Source organism: Pseudomaricurvus sp. HS19 (genome assembly GCF_009857815.1).
Lineage (GTDB): Bacteria > Pseudomonadota > Gammaproteobacteria > Pseudomonadales > Cellvibrionaceae > Pseudomaricurvus.
Window position 1 is genome coordinate 202,167 of the sequence record NZ_WVVW01000001.1, and the last position, 18,639, is coordinate 220,805.

The window sequence follows — 18,639 nt, forward strand, 5'->3', positions numbered from 1 at the left end:
CACCTGCAATATTTCCAGCACTGAACAATAATAACAATGAGCCAGAGGGAAGCCATGGCCACAGAAAGTCATAACTGCTTTGCGAACAAGTCAGCCCTGATCTTCGGTGGTGGCAACGGAATTGGACGCGCTATCGCACTGGAATTTGCCCGCCGTGGAGCCAGAGTGGCGGTGGCGGATATTGATGTCGAAGGTGCGCAGGAGACCGTGGCCAGTATTACCGCCGCCGGTGGAGAAGCGGCCGTATTTCTGTGCGATGTCACCAGTGATGAGTCTGTTCAGTCAACGATCGAGCAAGCAGAGATGGCATTCGGTGAGATTGATATCGTCGTCAACAATGTCGGCGTTATTGTCTCCGGCAATCCTGAGGACGTGCCTCCTGCAGAGTGGCAACGGATTATCGATCTAAACCTGATGCCGGTGGTTCGCAGCAATCACATCTTTCTGCCAAAGCTATTGCAACGTGGTCGCGGCCACATCGTGAATACGGCCTCTTTCTCAGGGCTCTACCCCTACGCTTCCAATCGCATTCCCTACGCCGCCTCCAAGGCAGCAGTGGTCGCACTGTCGGAATCCCTGGCGCTCTACCTGGAGCCCAAAGGTATACGTGTCAGCTGTTTCTGTCCGGGCCCGGTTATGACCAATGTGATGAAATCCATGAAGAGCTGGTCCGAGGACGCTGTGATGAGTGGGCCCGGCTCTCAGTTTGGTCTGATGAGTGCGGAGCAGTCAGCCGTGGTGCTGGCGGATGGAATGGAGACCGGGAAAATTTTTATCCCCACCCATGAACAGGTGGTGGAGGTGATGCAGCAACACGCTGCAGACCCGGATGCGTTTATCCATCAGAAAATTCTGGATATTGCCAGTGGTGACCTGGGGCTGCCCAAGCGACCAGTGTGATACCGCAACACCGTAACGCTAAAGTCCCATACCCGGGCGGCTTCAGTAGTATTGCACCAGAGCTTGCGCAGGCTATTATGAGTATAAACTCATGGGGAAGCGTTGCAGGCAGGTGCTATGTCAGTTCGTATTCTGATTGTTGGGGGAGGTGCCGGGGGATTACCGTTGGCCACTCGTCTTGGTAAACGGCTGGGCAAGAAGGGGCTGGCAGATATCACCATGGTGGACTCAGGCTCAGTCCATGTCTGGAAGCCGCGTTTTCACGAAGTCGCCACCGGGGCTATCGATTCTGACCTGGACGCCGTCGACTATCGTGCACATGCCAGGTTGAATCACTACAGTTTTGAGCTGGGAACCCTGACAGCGGTGGACAGGGCTGAGAAGCGGATTACCCTGGCGCCCATCCTCAGTTCCAGCGGTGACACTGTCCTGCCTGAGCGGAGCCTCGACTACGATATTCTGGTGCTCAGCATCGGGTCCCACGGCAACGATTTCGGTACGCCCGGTGTACGTGAGCACTGTCTGTTCCTCGATAGCCGCGAACAGGCCGATCGCTTTCATGAGCGTTTTCTCAACACCTGCATGGCTGCCAACTACTCCTCCGCCGTCATTGAGATAGCCATAGTGGGCGCCGGTGCCACCGGTGTAGAGCTGGCGGCGGAGATTCACCACGCCGTGGACATGCTCAAGCTCTATGGTCACCAGCACCTGGACCGCAGCAAGCTGCGTGTGCACCTGATAGAAGCCTCCCCCCGTATCCTGCCGCCATTGAATGAAAGTATTGCCAAGGCCGCCCATACACAGCTGGAAGCCATGGGAGTGATAGTGCACACAGGAACCATGGTGAAAGAAGCTACGGCTGAGGGCTTTGTCACCAGCGAGGGCGAGGTCATTGCAGCGGAGTTGCTGGTGTGGGCGGCGGGGATCAAGGCGCCGGAAATTCTGACCACCCTCGGGCTCGAGACCAACCGGGTAAACCAGCTGGTGGTGTCGCAGGAGCTGCGAACCACAGACCCCTACATCTTTGCCTTCGGCGATTGTTGCGCCTGCCCGGATGGTCACGGCAAGAACGTGCCACCCCGTGCCCAGTCAGCCCAGCAGATGGCGATCACATTGGCTCGCAACCTGGAACACCTGATCGGGATGAAGCCACTGCAACCTTTTGTCTATCGGGATCGCGGTTCGCTGGTGTCTCTGTCCAGCTTTACGTCCGTTGGTAACCTTATGGGCAACCTGCGTGGCAGCAACTTTTTCGTCGAAGGCTGGCTCGCCCGCATGATGTACATCAGTCTCTATCGCCTGCACCAGGCGGCGCTTTACGGTTGGCCCCGCACGTTGATGCTGTTACTGGCCGGGCGGTTTAACCGGCTGGTACGGCCACGGATGAAATTGCATTAACTGCTGCTGGTTATCATCGCCATGGTGCAGGGAACTGTGTCGCAGCTGGTTGGCATCCGGACGGCTGGTTGTTCACGACACATCTTCCCGATACCTCAGCCGGTCAATCACCAGCTGAAACGCTGAACTGATATTCCTGCGACCAGAGTAGCAGAGGCAGAAGCCATCAAATGGCGGGCACCAGTCGCTCAGTACGCGGCGCAGGGTGCCATCCTCAATATCCTCCATCACCTCCGGCTCGGTGACAAAGGCGATTCCGAAACCTTCCCTGGCGGCTTCAACGCTGAAGTCGCTTTCGCTGAAGATAAAGGGGCCGTTTACCTTTTTGATAATCTCTTCACCATCTTTCTCGAATTCCCAGTCGTAGGTTGGAGCATGGGAGTGAAAGCGCAGCGTCAGGCAGGCATGGTCGTCCAGTTCCGAGGGGTGAGTCGGCACACCGTGCTTGCGGAAGTACTCCGGGGAGGCCACCGCGGCCATACGGATGGGCGGCCCGATTTTCACCGCAATCATGTCCGGGCTGGCAAATTCCAGTAGCCGCACGCCGCCGTCAAAGCGGTCCTCCGCCAGTTCGCTTAACCGGCTCTCCAGGCTCAGTTCAATCTGGATCTCCGGGTAGTCCCGCACGATCTGCGACAGGGTTGGCCAGAGCACCGATCGTGCGACGGCTTTGCTGGCGCTCAGGCGCACCAGGCCCCGCGGGGTATCACCCAGCAGGCGCAGCTCCTCAATGCGGGCATTGATCTGTCCGAAACCCGGTCGCAGGGCCGCCAGCAGGTTTTCCCCCGCTTCGGTGGTGGAGACACGACGCGAGGTACGGTTGAGCAGCTTGGTGCCGATGGAGTCCTCCAGCCGGCGCACGGCGTGGCTTACCGCAGACTGGGACAGCCCCAGTCGCACGGCGGCACGGGTAAAGTTTTTCTCTTCCGCGACAGTCATGAACAGGGCCAGGTCGCCTAAGTCTTCACGTTTCATTGATCTTTCCTGGTATGTGATGGTCACATTATATCCGCTAAAACTCCCTTTATAAGTCTTTATTGATGCATACAGTTCATTGTTCTGATGAATGCAGGCTAATTGTTGTACAGCGGTATGACCAGTAACCTGTGTCTCGTAAGTCACAGACATCGAGCGTTGAGACACAAGACCCATGACCACCCAGCTTGCAGTAACAGAAGAGACCCGTCAGACCGCCAATGCCTGGGGAGCGGTGGCGTCAATGTCCTTGTGCGTCGCGTTGTTGATTGCCTCGGAGTTTATGCCGGTAAGCCTGCTGACCCCCATTGCCGATGGCCTGGGGGCGACTGAAGGTCAGGCGGGGCAGGCAGTCTCTGTGAGTGGCCTGTTTGCGGTGGTGGCCAGTCTGTTGATGACTACGGCCGCGGGTCGGCTGGATCGCCGCCATGTGCTGTTGGTGATGACCGCACTGATGGTGCTGTCGTTGACGCTCATGGCTGCAGCCCCCAACTTTGCCGTGCTTATGTTGTCGCGCGCCATACTGGGCATCTGCATTGGCGGCTTCTGGGCGCTGGGTACCGCGGTGGTCATGCGTTTGGTCCCCCCGCAGGAGGTCTCAAGAGCGCTGGCAGTGATGTTTACCGGTCAGGCGGCGGCTGCAGCCTTTGCTGCCCCCATTGGTAGCTACCTGGGGGATGTTATCGGCTGGCGAGGCGTCTTTGGCCTGATGGTGCCGGTCGCTGCGGTTAACCTGCTCTGGCAATGGTGGGTGTTGCCCTCGTTGCCCGCTAATGAGCGTCTATCCTTCAACGATCTAAGGAAAATCCTTCAGCGTCCTCATTTCGCCCGGGGCATGGTGGCCGTGATTTGTGCCTTTGCCGGAGCGTTTGCCATGTTCTCCTACCTGCGCCCGTTTCTGGAAACCGTGACCGGCACAGATGTGCCGACTCTGACACGCCTGTTCCTGGTGTTGGGTGTAGTGGGTTTCCTCGGCACCTGGGCCGGCGGCAGGTTTGCTAATACACATATTGTGCGGCTGCTGCAGCTGACGCCGGCGGTGATGGCGATAGTGACTCTGGGCTTGCTGGCCTTCGGCAGCCAGTTGTTTGTGGTAGCCGGTTTGCTCGCTGTCTGGGGGGCCATGAATACCGCCTTGCCCATCAGCTGGATGGCGTGGCTGTCGCAGACCGCTGACGACGCGCCGGAAGCCGCCGGCAGCCTGATGGTTGCGGCGATTCAGGCCGCCATTCTGCTGGGGGCCGCGCTGGGCGGCGTGTTGCTGGATTACACGGGAATTACCGCCACCTTTATCGCCAGTGTTGTGCTCTCGGGGCTGGCGCTGCTGCTGGTGGGGTCGGGCAAACAGTTGTTAAAGCCACAGGGCATTTAGTGCCCTTGTGTACTACAAATTTGAAACGGAGATATGAGATGAACGAACACACAGAGAAGAGTCAAAGCGGCGACGCCGGGATTGATCGCCGTACGTTACTGAAATTAACTGGAGGAATTGCTGCCATGAGCATTGCATCTGCGTCCGTCGCCGCACAGGCATCCCTGGAACTCACCAATGAGTGGGACAAAACGTTCAAAAAGAGCGACAAGGTCGACCACAAGAAGGTGACCTTTACCAATCGCTACGGCATCACCCTCGCCGCCGACCTGTACCAGCCTAAAGGCGCTACCGGCAAACTGGCGGCTTTGGCGCTGAGTGGCCCCTTTGGTGCGGTGAAGGAGCAGTCTTCGGGGCTCTACGCCCAAACCATGGCAGAGCGTGGATTCATTACCCTGGCGTTTGACCCGTCCTACACCGGCGAAAGTGGTGGCCAGCCACGCCATGTGGCGTCGCCCGATATCAATACCGAAGATTTCAGTGCTGCGGTGGACTTTCTCGGCCTGCAGCCGAATGTGGATCGCGAGCGCATCGGCATCATCGGTATCTGCGGTTGGGGCGGTATGGCCCTGAACGCCGCTGCTGTGGACAAGCGCATCAAGGCGGTAGCCGCCAGCACCATGTACGACATGACCCGTGTCATGTCCAAAGGCTACAACGACAGCATGACCAAAGAGGAGCGCACTGCGGCGCTGGAGCATTTGAGTCAGCAGCGTTGGGCGGATGCTGAAAACGGCGCACCCGCAGTGGGTCCTGTGTCACTGGAGCTGCAGGGCGGTGAGCCACAGTTCGTGGTGGAGTATGCCGGTTACTACAAGTCGAAGGAGCGCGGTTTTCACCCTCGCGCCATCAACTCCAACGCCTCGTGGACCCTGACCACGCCGCTATCGTTTATGAATATGCCGCTGCTCTCCTACATCGATGAAATATCGCCGCGTCCAACGCTGCTGATTCACGGTGAAATCGCCCACTCCCGCTACTTCAGCGAAACCGCCTATGAAGCGGCGGCAGAGCCGAAGGAGCTGATGATTATCGAGGGTGCCAATCACACCGATCTCTACGATCAGATGGACAAGATTCCCTTCGACAAGCTGCAGGCGTTTTTTACCGAAAACCTCGACTGAGTTGTGGGCTGGTCAGTGCGTAACTGTTCTCCCTGGCCACCTTTGCAGGAGTAAAACCTCATGATTGATAACGTTAAAGACAAGGTCATCGTCATTACCGGTGCCAGCAGCGGCAATGGTGAAGCGGCGGCGCGGCATCTGGCAGAGCGGGGCGCTGTGGTTGTTCTTGCTGCACGCCGGGAGGACCGTATTGTTACGCTGGAAAAGGAGCTGGTAGCGGCAGGCTATCGCGCCAAAGCGGTGGTTACTGATGTCACCGACAAGGCGCAGGTACAGCATCTGGTCGATACGGCGGTGCAGAGCTTCGGCAAGCTGGATGTGATTATTAATAACGCCGGCGTTATGCCCCTGGCGCCCATGGAAGACCTGAAGACCGATGAGTGGGATCACATGATCGATGTGAACCTGAAGGGTACCCTGTACGGCATTGCTGCTGCGCTGCCTCAGATGCAACAGCAGAAATCCGGCCACATTATCAATGTGGCGTCGGTCTATGGGCACAAGCTGGGGCCGGACGCGACCGTCTATTGCGCCACCAAGTTTGCGGTGCGGGCACTGTCTGAAGGCCTGCGCCAGGAAGTAAAGCCCTACAATATTCGCACTACCATTGTGTCGCCCGGTCTGGTGGCCACCGAGCTGCTGGATCACATCAGTGACAAGGAGATTCAGGCGCAAACCCGTGAGTTCGCCAAACAGGTGGCGCTGCGGCCGGACAGTTTTGCACGGGTAGTGGCCTTTGCTATTAACGAGCCCGACGATGTGGATGTGAATGAAATCCTGTTCCGGCCCACGGCGCAGCCTATCTGATGAAAATCATGCTTTATAGCCTTGTTGCCACCGTGCTGTTGGCGGTGGTGGGTGTGTCTCTGTTTCTGCAGCACCCGAAGTTCGGTCGCTTGCCGAATGGCGAGCACCTGGCTGCGATACAGGCGTCGCCCAACTACGTTGACGGAGAGTTTCGCAACCAGCTGGATACCCCGCTTTTTACCGAGCAGCAGTCCATGGCTTTCGTGCTGATCGAAAACCGGCGTACCACCAGTGACCGGGTGCGACCGGATGCCGCGCTGCCTGTGGAGGATCCTGGCTTCGACACACTCGACAGCCAGCAGGATATGGTGATCTGGCTGGGCCACTCTTCCTACTACGTGCAGTTGGCTGGCCAACGCCTGTTAATCGATCCGGTCTTCAGCGAAGCGGCATCGCCGGTGTCGTTCATCAACAAGGCTTTTGTCGGTACCACCGTCTTCTCTGCGGCGGAGATGCCTCCCATTGATCACCTGCTGATTACCCATGATCACTGGGATCACCTGGACTACAGTTCGGTACTTAGCCTGAAACCAAAGGTAGGGCAGGTGGCCTGTGGCCTGGGAGTGGGCTCCTACTTCCGGCAGTGGGGTTATGAGCCTGCAAAGGTTGTTGAAGGTGACTGGTATGACTCCGTGGAACTGTCCAATGAAGTGACGTTGCACTTTATCCCGGCCAGGCACTATTCGGGGCGGGCACTGAAACGTAACCAGACGCTGTGGGTTGGTATCGTTCTGGAAACCCCAAAGCGACGCCTGCTGTTCAGTGGTGACAGTGGCTATGGTCCTCACTTCGCAGATATTGCCCGGCGTTTTGGCGATTTTGATCTGGTGGTGCTGGATCAGGGGCAGTACGACCAGCGCTGGGCCTATATACATATGACGCCGGAAGATGCGGCAAAGGCCGCGGAAGAGTTGGGTGCAAAGGCGCTGATGCCCGCCCATGTAGGGCGCTTCGCGCTGGCCCGTCACGCCTGGGATGAACCTTTTCAGCGTATGGCTGCTGCCAGTGCAGGCCGCGGCTATCGGCTGCTGACGCCGCTGCCGGGAGAGGCTGTTCATCTGTCAGAGCTGGATACCCGGTTGTTCCGCAACTGGTGGTAACTCAACAACAGTCAACAATCAGGAGACGCTATGAAAGCCTACTCTCTTTTTCTGGCCATGATGGCCGCCAGTGCAACCTCGGCATTTGGTGCGGACAAGCCCAACGCACTGGCCGCAACTCCCAACCTGAATAATGACGTCAAACAGGTGGTGTTTGGCGAGCTGTGGGAGCGCAAGGAGCTGAACAAACGCGATCGCAGCCTGGTGACGGTCACTGCTCTGGTCGCCCAGGGGCAGCTGCTGGAATTGCCGTTCCAGTTTACCCTGGCGCTTGAAAATGGTGTCAAACCACAGGAGCTGGCGGGAGCTGTCACACACATTGCCTACTATTCCGGTATCAGCGCCGCTGCTGAAGCGGAAGCGGTACTGGCCCGGGTCTTTCAGGAGCAGGGCGTAGAGCTCTCCAGCCTGGCGTTGGCGCAGGCCAAACCGGTGGCGGACGCAGCGGCTGCGAAGGCGCAACGGGAAGTGGTGCTATCCATGGTGGGCGATGTCTCTCCCGGCCTGGCCCACTTTTCCAATACTGCCCTCAATGGCGACCTGTGGTTGCGAGATGACCTGACACCTCGGGATCGCAGCCTGGTGACTATCAGTGCGCTGATTACCCAGGGCAATGTGGAGCAGATACCTGTGCATGTGGGCAAGGGCATCGGTAATGGCCTCAAGCCTTCAGAGGTCGGGGAGGTGATTACACAACTGGCGTTCTACGCCGGCTGGCCCCGTGCCTTTTCAGCCGCCGCGGCGGTGAAAGCCATGAACCTTACCGATTAGAACTTCGCTGTACAGGAGCGCCCCGGATGCAATCTGTAATCAAATCTCTTCAGTCCGCACTGTCACTGTTATTGGTGGTGTTTTCCACGTGTACCGTGGCAGCAGAAAAATCCGCCGCCACTGACGCAGCTCAGGTCTACTATAAAAGTGGTTCGCAAGCGTCGTTCACCGGTCCGGATGAATATTTCACCGGTGATGTGAAAGTCGACATGCTTTTCCCCGGTAATGACACAGCTCACTATGGTGGTGCTTACGTGACGTTTCAGCCTGGAGCCAGAACCGCTTGGCATTCACATCCCGCGGGACAGCATATGGTGGTGACCTCCGGTACCGGTCTCACCGGCACCCGTGATGGCAAGGTGATAACAATCAGCGAAGGCGATGCACTCTGGTGCCCACCGGGTATTGATCACTGGCACGGTGCGACGGCGGAGAGTGCCATGACCCACCTGGTGGTTACTGCCAGTAAGGATGGCGCCAATGTGGTCTGGAAAGAGCAGGTCACAGATGAGGTCTACCGTAACGCTCAGCCGTAAGTCATAGCAATAGTCTTACGGTGTGTAACACGCAGAGGCAATTAAGGAGAACACCATGATCCTGACAAAAAATGGTTCGCAAACCTCCATCAAGGGACCGGCAGACTGGTTTACCGGCGATGTGCGCATCGATCCCATTCACATGGTGGCACAGGAGCCGTCCCGCATCACTTCAGCACTGGTGACCTTTGAACCCGGTGCGCGTACCAACTGGCACACACATCCCCTGGGGCAATTGCTGATCGTGACTGCTGGCAAGGGCTGGACCCAGTGTGACGGTGAAGAGCGGGTAGAGGTGGGCGCTGGTGATACCATCTGGTGTCCGCCGGGTCACAAGCACTGGCACGGCGCCACGGCGACCACCGGCATGAGCCATATCGCCGTACAGGAGATGCTGGATGGCAAAAACGTCGACTGGCTGGAACCTGTTACCGACGAGCAATATGGCAGCTAGTGTGACACGGTTGCTGGCGAGAGTTCGGTGGCTGCCATTGGTGATGTTATTTGCCACACTTCTGACGGCGGCCCCGGGATTGATACCCGTCGTTGTGGCCTCGCCCTCATCCCCGCAAAACAATTCCCTGCAAGCGGATCCGGAAATCATGCAAATACGTATCACAATTGGTGATTCACACGTGGTGGCAACCCTCGACGATAACGCCTCAGCCCGGGCCTTTGCGGCACTGCTGCCGCTGACCCTGACGCTGGAGGATTACCACAAGACTGAAAAAATCAGTGACCTGCCACAGAAACTCACCACGGCCGGGGCGCCGAAAGGCATGGACCCGGTGGTGGGCGATATTACCTACTTCGCGCCCTGGGGAAATCTTGCCATTTTTTATCGCGATTTTGGTTACTCCAACGGGCTGGTGAAGCTGGGGCATATTGAGAACGGTATCGGGTTACTGCAGCAGTCGGGACCCTTTACGGCGGTGTTTGAGGTTATGGACTAAGTAGCGTTATGGCCTTGCAACACCGGTTGCGAAGTTAACCGGGGACAGGGGTCGAGGAGGCGGAGCAAATGGCCAGAGTTTTTATCACAGGATCCAGCGATGGCCTGGGTTTTCTGGCAGCGGAGCAACTGTTGGCAGACGGCCATGCCGTTGTTGTGCACGCGCGCAATACACAGCGGGCCGATGAACTGCGTGCCCGGTTACCGGCAGCCCTGGAGGTGGTGGTTGGTGACCTGTCCAGTGTCGATGAGATGCGCAAGGTTGCCAGGGATGCCAACCGCATTGGCGGCTTCGATGCCGTGATCCACAATGCCGGCGTATTACCGCTGCAGCGCCAGATCACCGCTGATGGGCTGTCCAGTGTGTTTGCGGTGAATGTACTGGCGCCTTATGTGCTGACAGCTTTGATGCATGTGCCGGCCCGCCTGGTCTACCTGAGTTCGAGCATGCATCAGGGAGCCAGTGCCGACCTCGCTGACTGCAACTGGGCACAGCGCCAGTGGAGTGCGGAAGCGGCTTACTCGGAGAGCAAGCTGCTGTTGACCGTGTTGGCGTTCGCGGTTGCCCGGTGCAGGCCGCAGGTGTTGTGCAACGCGGTGGATCCCGGTTGGGTGGCCACCAAAATGGGTGGCCCCCGGGCCACCGATGACCTGCACGAGGGTTATCGAACCCAGACCTGGCTGGCGGTGTCGGATGATCCTGCGGCGCAGGTCAGTGGCAAATATTTTCACCATCGGCAGCCGCACACGCCGGATGCACGCGCCTGTGACCTGCACAGGCAGGACGAACTGCTGGCACTGTGCCAGACATTAACAGGAATCACACTGGACGGGTCCGGTATTGATGGAGCTACCCCTGATGGAGAAAACAGTGGATATTGAGTTTACCCTGAATGGCAAGTCGCAAGTGCTGCAAGCGGATGAGAGCATGCCGCTGCTGTGGGCGCTGCGTGATCGCCTGCAGTTGACCGGTACCAAGTTCGGTTGTGGTATGGCGCAGTGCGGGGCCTGTACGGTGCATTTGGACGGCACTGCCATTCGCTCCTGTGTGACGCCGGTGGCGGTCGTGCAGGGCAGGAGTGTCACCACCATAGAAGGGCTTGAGTCGGGTGTGGCGCAAGCGGTGCAGCAGAGCTGGGACGAGCTGGCGGTGGTGCAATGCGGATACTGCCAGTCCGGCCAGATTATGTCGGCGGTGGCGCTGCTGGAGATTAACCCCAACCCCAGCGATGAGCAGATCGACCAGTCGATGTCCGGCAATATCTGCCGCTGTTCTACCTACGTGCGCATTCGCGCCGCCATCAAAGACGCGGCCGGCAAGCTGGCGAAGGGGTGATGAGATGAGTGCATTCGGCAAAGTGAATCGACGCCAGTTTCTCCGCAACCTCTCCTACGGCGGCGCCGGGCTGATGCTTGGTACCTCAGTGGCGGGGTGCTCAACCCTGCGTAACTCCGGTGCCGGACCCGCCGGAGAGTTTGAACCCAATGCGTTTGTGCGCGTGACCCCGGATGATCGCGTGATCGTGATATCCAAACACGTGGAGATGGGGCAGGGCGCCTATACCGGGCTGGCGACATTGGTGGCGGAAGAGCTGGACGCGGACTGGTCGAGGGTGGCGGTCGAAGGGGCCCCGGCGGATACCGCACGCTATGGCAATCTGGCCTGGGGCGGCGTCCGTCAGGGCACGGGCGGCAGTACTGCCATGCGCAACGCCTATCAGCAGATGCGTGAGGCGGGAGCCACAGCAAGGGCCATGCTGGTAGCTGCCGCAGCGCAGCTGTGGCAAGTGCCTGCCAGTGAAGTGACGGTGACAGCCGGGGTAGTCTCTCACCATGCCAGTAATCGCAGTGCCCGTTTTGGTGAGCTGGCAGAGCTGGCAGCGACGCAACCGCTGCCCGGCAAGGTAAAACTCAAGCAACCGCAGCAATTTACCCTTATCGGACAGTCGCTGCCGCGCAAGGACAGTGGTAAAACCACGGGGCAGGCACAGTTTACCCAGGACATTCAGTTGCCGGATATGCTCACTGCCGTGATTGCGGTGTCCCCCAAGGCCGGTGGTGTGGTGCACTCCTTCGATGCTTCTGCCACCCGTCAGGTGGAAGGGGTGGTCGAGGTATTGCAGGTGCCAGCCGGCGTCGCCGTACTGGCGCGGGACTACTGGTCGGCGCAGCAGGGGCGCAAGGCGCTGAAGATCGAGTGGGATAACAGTGGCGCGTTTACAGGCAGCAGTGCCAGCCTGTTACAAAGCTATCATGCCGAGCTGGAGAAGCCCGGTGTGGTGGCTGCCAAAGCCGGCGACGCCGAAGCGGGATTGTCTGCTGCAGGTGCTGTTATCGATGCCCATTACGAATTCCCTTACCTCGCCCATGCCGCGATGGAACCGCTCAACTGTGTGATGCAGAAACGGGGTGACGGTGTCGAAGCCTGGTACGGCTGCCAATGGCAAAGCGGTGATCAGGAAACGGTGGCGCGGGTCTTTGGCATCGATAAGCAGCAGGTAAAAATCAATATGCTGCTGGCCGGTGGCAGCTTTGGTCGCCGGGCTAACCCGGTATCGGATTACGTGGAGCAGACGGCGCAGATCGTTAAGGCCTATGAACCTGCGGTGCCCATCAAGCTGGTGTGGAGCAGGGAGGATGACATGCGCGGCTGGTACTACCGCCCCATGTATGTCCATCGGCTGACTGCCACCCTGGGTGCAGACGGCTATCCTCTGGCCTGGCGCCACCATATTGTGGGGCAGTCCATTGCGGCGGTGGCATCGTTTATCGATACCCCCAATGGTGTCGACCGCACCACCGTGGAGGGTGCCAACAATCTTCCCTACGGCATTCCCAACCTGGCGGTGTACCAGCACACCACACCGCCGGTGATTCCCATTCAGTGGTGGCGCTCGGTGGGATCAACCCACACCGCTTACTCCACAGAGACCTTCCTGGACGAATTGGCACAGGCCGCTGGTGCTGACCCGGTGGAATATCGCCGTCACCTGCTGCAGGAGAGCCCCCGTCATCTGGCGGTGCTGAACCTGGCGGCGGAAAAGGCCGGTTGGGGGAGTGCTCTGCCCGCCGGGGTGTTTCGCGGCGTAGCGGTGCATGAGTCGTTTCATTCGGTAGTGGCACAAGTGGCCGAGATCGAAGACGCCGGCAATGGCAAGTACCGCCTGCGCAAGGTGGTCTGCGCTGTTGACTGTGGCGTGGCGATTAACCCGGATATTATCCGGGCGCAGATGGAAGGTGGTATTGGCTTCGGTTTGTCACCGGCGCTGATGAGTGAGATCACCTTGCGCGATGGTGAAGTGGAGCAATCCAACTTTCACGACTATCAGGTATTGCGCATCAATCAGATGCCGGAAGTGGAGGTGCACATTGTACCCTCTGCTGAACCACCTACCGGCGTCGGCGAGCCGGCAACCCCCGTCATCGCGCCGGCACTGGCCAATGCCCTGTTCGCGGCCACCGGCAAGATGCCACGCAAGCTGCCGTTTAAAGGACTGGTTGTATAAACCTGTTCGCTATCCCCCTGCCGGCAGGGGGATGGTGGTCAGCTGATGGCATCCCTGAACTGCCGGACTGCATCTGACAGCTCCTGCGCCAGGGCCGTATGTGTCAGTACCTCGTGGGCCTCATCGAAGTTTTCATAAAAACTGGGGATGGACAGCGTGGTGACCACTTCACCGGCAAAAAATTTGGCGGCTCCCGCTGCCATGGCCAGCACATTGCTGCCGCCTCCCTGGCCGGGCGACGTGGACAGTAACAGCATCTTTTTGTGCTGGTAGATATTACGGTCCAGTCGTGAACACCAGTCCAGCACATTCTTGAAGGCTACCGTGTAGTTGCCGTTGTGCTCGGCAAAACTGATCATCAGGGCGTCGGCACCTGCCAGCGCCTGTAAAAATTGTCCCGCCTGGTCAGGTATCCCCGCTTCGTGTTCCCGGTCAATGGAGTAGATGGGCATCTCGTAATCGTTCAGGTCCAGGTGTTCGAACTCAAATTCCGGCAACAGGGTCTCGGTGTAATCCAGCAACTTGCGGTTGATGGAGTGACGGCTGTTACTGGCGGCAAACGACAAAATTTTCATAGCTGGGTTTCCTGTGCGGTATACCCCAATTGTGGCTCCTGGTTGTTACGTTGCAAGGTCAACCAGCAGCCACAATGGGACTGTTTCTATCAGTTAGAAGGATAGGGCAAGGGTGCCCCGGGCTTCCGGGGCGGGATCTTCGGTCGAATCCCAGCCACCGCCCAGCGCCAGGAACAGGCTGACCCGCTGTGACCCCAGGCGCTGCCCGGCGTCAATCAGCGCGGCTTCGGTATTCACCAGCACGGTCTGGCTCAACAGCACATCCAGGTAGCCAATGGCGCCGGCCTGGTAGCGCGCCTGCGCCAGGGTGAAAGCGTTACCGGCGTAGTCACGGGCACGTTGCAGTGCATCCCGCTCCTGTAGTGTGGCGGCGTAGCTCGCCAGCGCCTGTTCCACCTCCTTGAGGGCGGTCAGTACGGTGCCGTCAAAGCGGGCCAGTGCAGCCGCGCTCTGTGCTTCTGCTTGCCGTACCTGTGCCCGCGCCGCCAACTGGTTGGGGAAGTTCCAGGTGATCAACGGACCGAGACCAAACGACCAGCTGCGATCACCCTGCAGGCTGTCGTTGCGCAGGTAGTTGGCCGAGGCGCCAAGGGTAATGTTTGGATACAAATTGGCGACGGCAACGCCGATGCGGGCAGTGTCTGCCGCCAGCTGTCGTTCGGAGGCACGCACGTCTGGTCGCCTGCGCAGCAGTTGCGCCCCGTCGCCAACCGGTAACTCGGCGGCTAGGGTGGGTAGTTGATTACAGCTTGCGGCAACGGCAGGGATATCCGCCGGTGTGCCACCAGTGAGTGCGGCCAGCTCCAGCAGGCGGTTTTGTCGCTGTGCCACGATGGGCGCCAGGCTGGCCTGTGCCTGGGCGTGACTGGTGGCTGCCCGCTCTACATCCAGCTGCGTGGCAGCACCGGAGCCTTGCCGCTGCCGGATCAGGTCCAGGCTGTGACGGGTCAGTTCGACGGAGCGGGTGGCGACCTCGGTGGCCTGTCCCAGCGCACAGCTGTCCACATAGGCGCGGGTGGTTTCAGCCACCACAGCCAGACGCACGGCATCGCGGCTGGCGGCAACCGCCTCGGTGTTGTAGCGGGCGGCTTCAATGTCCCGGCGCACGCGACCGAACAGATCCACTTCGTAGGCGATGCCAAGGCCTCCGCTGTAACTCCACTGCTTGGGTGCCTGCTCCGGTCCCGGCCAGCTGGCCTGATCGCGGCCATAGCTGGCGCCGGCGCTGAGCTCTGTTGCCGGCAGCCGGGCGCTGCGACTTGCGCCAAAGATGGCCTGCGCGCGCATGAGGTTGGCTTCTGCCTCGCGCAGGTCTGTATTGGCTGCGAGAGCCTTTTCTATCAAGTGGTCCAGTGCGGCATCCCGGTAGAGCTTCCACCACTCTGCGGGAGGTTCGTGCGCGGCATCGGTGCCTGGCAGCTGGGTGCTGAAAGCGGCAGCTGCCTGCGGCGGCAGCGCCGGCGCCTGGAAATCCGGTCCGCTGGTGCAGCCGATCAGGGAGAGACCCAGCAGGGCACCCAGGGCCGTGCGCAGTAGTGTGGTGTCAGTCATGAGCGACGTCTCCTTCGATTAATTCCCGGGCGCGTTCAGAGACGCTGGCGGCGCGGTGATCCTTGGCGATAAAGCTGTACACGGTGGGGAGGATAAACAGGGTAAACAGGGTGCCGATCAACATTCCCATCACCACTACAATGCCGATGGCAAAGCGGCTGGCGGAGCCTGCGCCGCTGGCAAACAGCAGCGGCACCATGCCGGCCACCATGGCCGCGGTGGTCATCAGGATAGGGCGCATCCGCACCCGCGCGGCCTTGCGAATGGCAGTGATACGGTCCAGCTGTTCGTGAACCTGCATCTCATTGGCGAAAGCCACCATCAGGATGCCGTGTTTGGAGATGAGGCCGATCAGTGTCACCAGGCCGATCTGGGTGTAGATATTGAGCGTGGTGAAGCCGAGATAGAGTGGAATCAGGGCACCGCAAATTGCCAGTGGTACGGTCACCAGGATCACCAGCGGATCGCGGAAAGATTCGTACTGCGCGGCCAGCACCAGGAAGATCACCACCAGGGCAAACACGAACGACACCATCAGCCGGTTGCCCTCGGTCACGTACTGGCGGCTGTCCGACAGCCAGTCGATGCTGGCGCCGGTGGGGACCGGTTGCTGCCTGAGAAAATCTACGGCCTGACCCATGGTCACACCGGGTGCCAGTACCGCCGACAGGGTTACCGAGTTCATCTGGTTGAACTGTGGCAGGCGGTTGGCTTGCGGGTGTACCTCCACATTGATGACGGTGGCGAGCGGGATCAGGTCGCCGGACTCCGCCTTGACGTAGTAGTCGCCAAGATTTTCCGGCGTCAGCCGCTGGCCATCCGGTACCTGGGGGATGACGTCGTAGGAGCGGTCGTGCCAGTTAAAGCGGTTGATCAGGTTCTCGCCCACCAGTACCGCCAGGGTATCGGCAATGGCTTGCATACTGACTCCCAGCTCGCCGGCCTTGGAGCGATCGATGGTGATACGCGCTTCGTTACTGTCGAATGCGAGGTCGCTGTCGACGAAGGCAAACAGGCCACTGCCCCAGGCGGCACCCTTGATGGCTTCCAGCGACTGGTACAGGGTCGGGAAATCATCGGCTGAACGCACCACCATCTGCACCGGCAGGCCACCGCTGCCGGCGGGCAGGGGCGGTGGCGGGAAGATAGCGGCAAACACACCGGTGAGGCCGGCGACACGGCCGTTGAGCTCGGCCTGGATCTCCTGCGAGCTGCGCTCCCGCTCCTGCCACTCCTTCATGATGACACCACCGAAGGCGTTGTTCTGGCCGCCGGCGCCGTTGTTCATAAAACTGCTCTCGTACTCCGGCAGGCTGGCAAAGATATCCAGGATTTCAGCGGTGTTGCGCGAGGTGTAGTCGATGTTGGCGTACTGCGGCGCCTTCACCGAGGTGAAGATGTAGCCGTGATCCTCTGCCGGCGCCAGCTCCCGTTTAACGCCGCCGAACAGCAGCACTATGCCTGCCAGCACCACCAGTCCCACCGCCAGCACGGCGCTGCGTGCCGACAGGGTATGGCCCAGCAAACGGTCGTAGAACTGTTCCAGTCGTCCCACATTGTGTTCGATCAGCTTGGCAAAGCGACCTTCGTTCACGCGGTCGTTGAGCAGCCACGAGCTCATCATGGGTGAAAGGGTCAGGGCCACCACGCCGGAGACAAACACCGCCCCGGCCAGGGTAAAGGCGAACTCGCGGAAGAGGGCGCCGGTGAGCCCTTCGGTGAGACCGATCGGGGCGTACACGGCGGCGAGGGTGATGGTCATGGCGATCACCGGGCCGATAATTTCCCGGGCGCCCACCAGGGCCGCGCGCACCGGTGACAGCCCCTCCTCAATGTGACGATGAATGTTTTCCACCACCACGATGGCGTCGTCTACCACCAGTCCGATGGCCAGTACCATCGCCAGCAGGGTGAGGATATTGAGTGAAAAGCCAAACGCCAGCATCAGGACGGCGGTGCCAATCAGTGACAGGGGGATGGTGACCACCGGAATAATCACGGCACGCAGCGAGCCGAGAAACAGGTAGATCACCAGCACCACAATCAGCACCGCTTCAATCAGGGTCTGGGTCACTTCGTCGATGGAGGCGTTTACAAAGTGGGCCACATCAAACTGGCTGATGACCTTGAGTCCGGGCGGCGCCACGCGCTGGATATCCGGCAGCAGGTCTTTGACCGCCTGGACGATTTCCAGCGGGTTGCCATCGGGGGTAGGGGAGATGGCCATGACCACGGCGCGGTTGCCACTGCTGGCAAAGGTGGTGTCGTAGTTCTGGCCGCCCAGCTCGATGGTGGCCACGTCGGACAGGCGCACGAGGCCGTGCTCACCGCTTTTGATTACCATCTGGCGGAAGTCTTCCAGGCTGCTGGCATCGGTGGCGGCGGTGACATTGATCACCGTATCGCTGTCCTTGATCTGGCCCGGAGCGGCCTGGATATTGTTGTCCCGCAGCGCGGCAGAGACTTCACCGGCGGAGAGGCCGTGTGCCGCCAGGCGGTTCGGGTCGACCCAGATGCGCATGGCCAGTGTCTGCGCGCCGCCATATTCGACCGATGCCACACCGGGAACAGACGTGACCAGGGGCTCGGCTACCCGTGAGGCAAAATCGGTAATCACCGGAATGGGCAGGTCATCGGCGATAAACGCCACATACTGCACCGCCGAGGCGCCATCGGTGATCTTGTTGATCACCGGGTCTACCGCGCCTTCCGGCAGGCGGTAGGCCACCTGTTGCACCTTGGAGAGGATCTCGGTCATGGAGCGATCAGCGTCGGCGTTCAACACCAGTTTGGCGCGGATCTCGCTGCGGCCCTGGGTCGAGGTGGAAGTCAGGTATTCAATGCCACTGGCGGTGGAGACGGCCTGGGCAATGGGGGTGGTGACAAAGCCCTGCATCACGTCCTGGGTGGCACCGGGGTAGTTGGTGGTGATGGTAATGGTGGCACTTTCCATCGCCGGATATTCACGGATGGGCAGTGAAAACAGGGCGCTGCCACCAATCATCAGCAGCAACAGGCTGACGACGATGGAGAGAATCGGCCGCCGGATAAAGAGATCGGTAAAGGCCATGT

General features: G+C 59.7%; 17 protein-coding genes. 13 read left to right on the forward strand and 4 right to left on the reverse strand.

The features are described from left to right. Positions 1-54 precede the first annotated feature (54 nt). Together GSF27_RS00810 and GSF27_RS00815 are read left to right on the forward strand one after the other, a co-directional pair. Positions 55-900: an SDR family oxidoreductase gene (locus tag GSF27_RS00810; RefSeq protein WP_160964749.1), complete on the forward strand. Its 846-nt coding sequence runs from the start codon at positions 55-57 to the stop codon at positions 898-900. Between the two features lie 117 nt (positions 901-1,017). Next, positions 1,018-2,298, forward strand: coding sequence for an NAD(P)/FAD-dependent oxidoreductase (locus GSF27_RS00815; RefSeq protein ID WP_160964751.1), 1,281 nt, complete (start codon positions 1,018-1,020; stop codon positions 2,296-2,298). Positions 2,299-2,370: 72 nt separating this feature from the next. On the opposite strand, the gene GSF27_RS00820 is transcribed toward GSF27_RS00815, so the two are convergent. After that, positions 2,371-3,273, reverse strand: coding sequence for a LysR family transcriptional regulator (locus GSF27_RS00820; protein WP_160964753.1), 903 nt, complete (start codon positions 3,271-3,273; stop codon positions 2,371-2,373). 175 nt (positions 3,274-3,448) lie between these two features. Between GSF27_RS00820 and GSF27_RS00825 the strand changes: the two genes are divergently transcribed. The 11 genes from GSF27_RS00825 (at position 3,449) to GSF27_RS00875 (ending at position 13,441) form a co-directional block, all read left to right on the forward strand. Continuing rightward, complete coding sequence (locus GSF27_RS00825; protein WP_160964755.1) at positions 3,449-4,645, forward strand: MFS transporter; 1,197 nt, start codon at positions 3,449-3,451, stop codon at positions 4,643-4,645. A gap of 125 nt (positions 4,646-4,770) precedes the next feature. Beyond that, positions 4,771-5,769 (forward strand): alpha/beta hydrolase, encoded by a 999-nt coding sequence (locus GSF27_RS00830; protein WP_202410222.1) that lies wholly within the window; start codon positions 4,771-4,773, stop codon positions 5,767-5,769. A 63-nt stretch (positions 5,770-5,832) separates the two neighbouring features. Then, entirely contained in the window at positions 5,833-6,576 is a 744-nt protein-coding gene (locus tag GSF27_RS00835; RefSeq protein ID WP_370462578.1) for an SDR family oxidoreductase, read from the forward strand. After that, entirely contained in the window at positions 6,576-7,676 is a 1,101-nt protein-coding gene (locus GSF27_RS00840) for an MBL fold metallo-hydrolase (protein ID WP_160964761.1), read from the forward strand. Before GSF27_RS00835 ends, GSF27_RS00840 begins: the two co-directional genes overlap by 1 nt. A 30-nt stretch (positions 7,677-7,706) precedes the next feature. Next, positions 7,707-8,447, forward strand: coding sequence for a carboxymuconolactone decarboxylase family protein (locus tag GSF27_RS00845; RefSeq protein WP_160964763.1), 741 nt, complete (start codon positions 7,707-7,709; stop codon positions 8,445-8,447). 26 nt (positions 8,448-8,473) lie between these two features. Further along, on the forward strand, positions 8,474-8,983 hold the full coding sequence (locus tag GSF27_RS00850; protein ID WP_160964765.1) for a cupin domain-containing protein: 510 nt from the start codon (positions 8,474-8,476) through the stop codon (positions 8,981-8,983). A gap of 55 nt (positions 8,984-9,038) precedes the next feature. Further along, positions 9,039-9,437, forward strand: coding sequence for a cupin domain-containing protein (locus GSF27_RS00855; RefSeq protein ID WP_160964767.1), 399 nt, complete (start codon positions 9,039-9,041; stop codon positions 9,435-9,437). Positions 9,438-9,585: 148 nt separating this feature from the next. Beyond that, complete coding sequence (locus tag GSF27_RS00860) at positions 9,586-9,936, forward strand: cyclophilin-like fold protein (protein ID WP_160964769.1); 351 nt, start codon at positions 9,586-9,588, stop codon at positions 9,934-9,936. A 68-nt stretch (positions 9,937-10,004) separates the two neighbouring features. Beyond that, the gene (locus GSF27_RS00865; RefSeq protein WP_160964771.1) at positions 10,005-10,817 is read left to right on the forward strand and encodes an SDR family NAD(P)-dependent oxidoreductase; all 813 of its coding nucleotides are present in this window, start codon (positions 10,005-10,007) and stop codon (positions 10,815-10,817) included. Next, entirely contained in the window at positions 10,795-11,271 is a 477-nt protein-coding gene (locus tag GSF27_RS00870) for a (2Fe-2S)-binding protein (protein WP_202410223.1), read from the forward strand. Before GSF27_RS00865 ends, GSF27_RS00870 begins: the two co-directional genes overlap by 23 nt. Positions 11,272-11,275: 4 nt before the next feature. Continuing rightward, positions 11,276-13,441 (forward strand): xanthine dehydrogenase family protein molybdopterin-binding subunit, encoded by a 2,166-nt coding sequence (locus tag GSF27_RS00875; protein ID WP_237457322.1) that lies wholly within the window; start codon positions 11,276-11,278, stop codon positions 13,439-13,441. A 38-nt stretch (positions 13,442-13,479) separates the two neighbouring features. Here GSF27_RS00875 and GSF27_RS00880 read toward each other — a convergent pair whose 3' ends face one another. The 3 genes from GSF27_RS00880 to GSF27_RS00890 all read right to left on the reverse strand — a co-directional run bounded on the left by GSF27_RS00880 (position 13,480) and on the right by GSF27_RS00890 (position 18,637). After that, positions 13,480-14,016 carry an NADPH-dependent FMN reductase gene (locus GSF27_RS00880; protein ID WP_160964776.1) on the reverse strand — a complete coding sequence of 179 codons (537 nt, stop codon included), beginning with the start codon at positions 14,014-14,016 and terminating at the stop codon, positions 13,480-13,482. A 93-nt stretch (positions 14,017-14,109) separates the two neighbouring features. Next, positions 14,110-15,567, reverse strand: a complete 1,458-nt coding sequence (locus GSF27_RS00885) for an efflux transporter outer membrane subunit (protein ID WP_160964778.1) — start codon at positions 15,565-15,567, stop codon at positions 14,110-14,112. Beyond that, positions 15,560-18,637: an efflux RND transporter permease subunit gene (locus GSF27_RS00890; protein ID WP_160964780.1), complete on the reverse strand. Its 3,078-nt coding sequence runs from the start codon at positions 18,635-18,637 to the stop codon at positions 15,560-15,562. The genes GSF27_RS00885 and GSF27_RS00890 overlap by 8 nt, the downstream gene beginning before the upstream one ends. Positions 18,638-18,639: the final 2 nt, after the last annotated feature.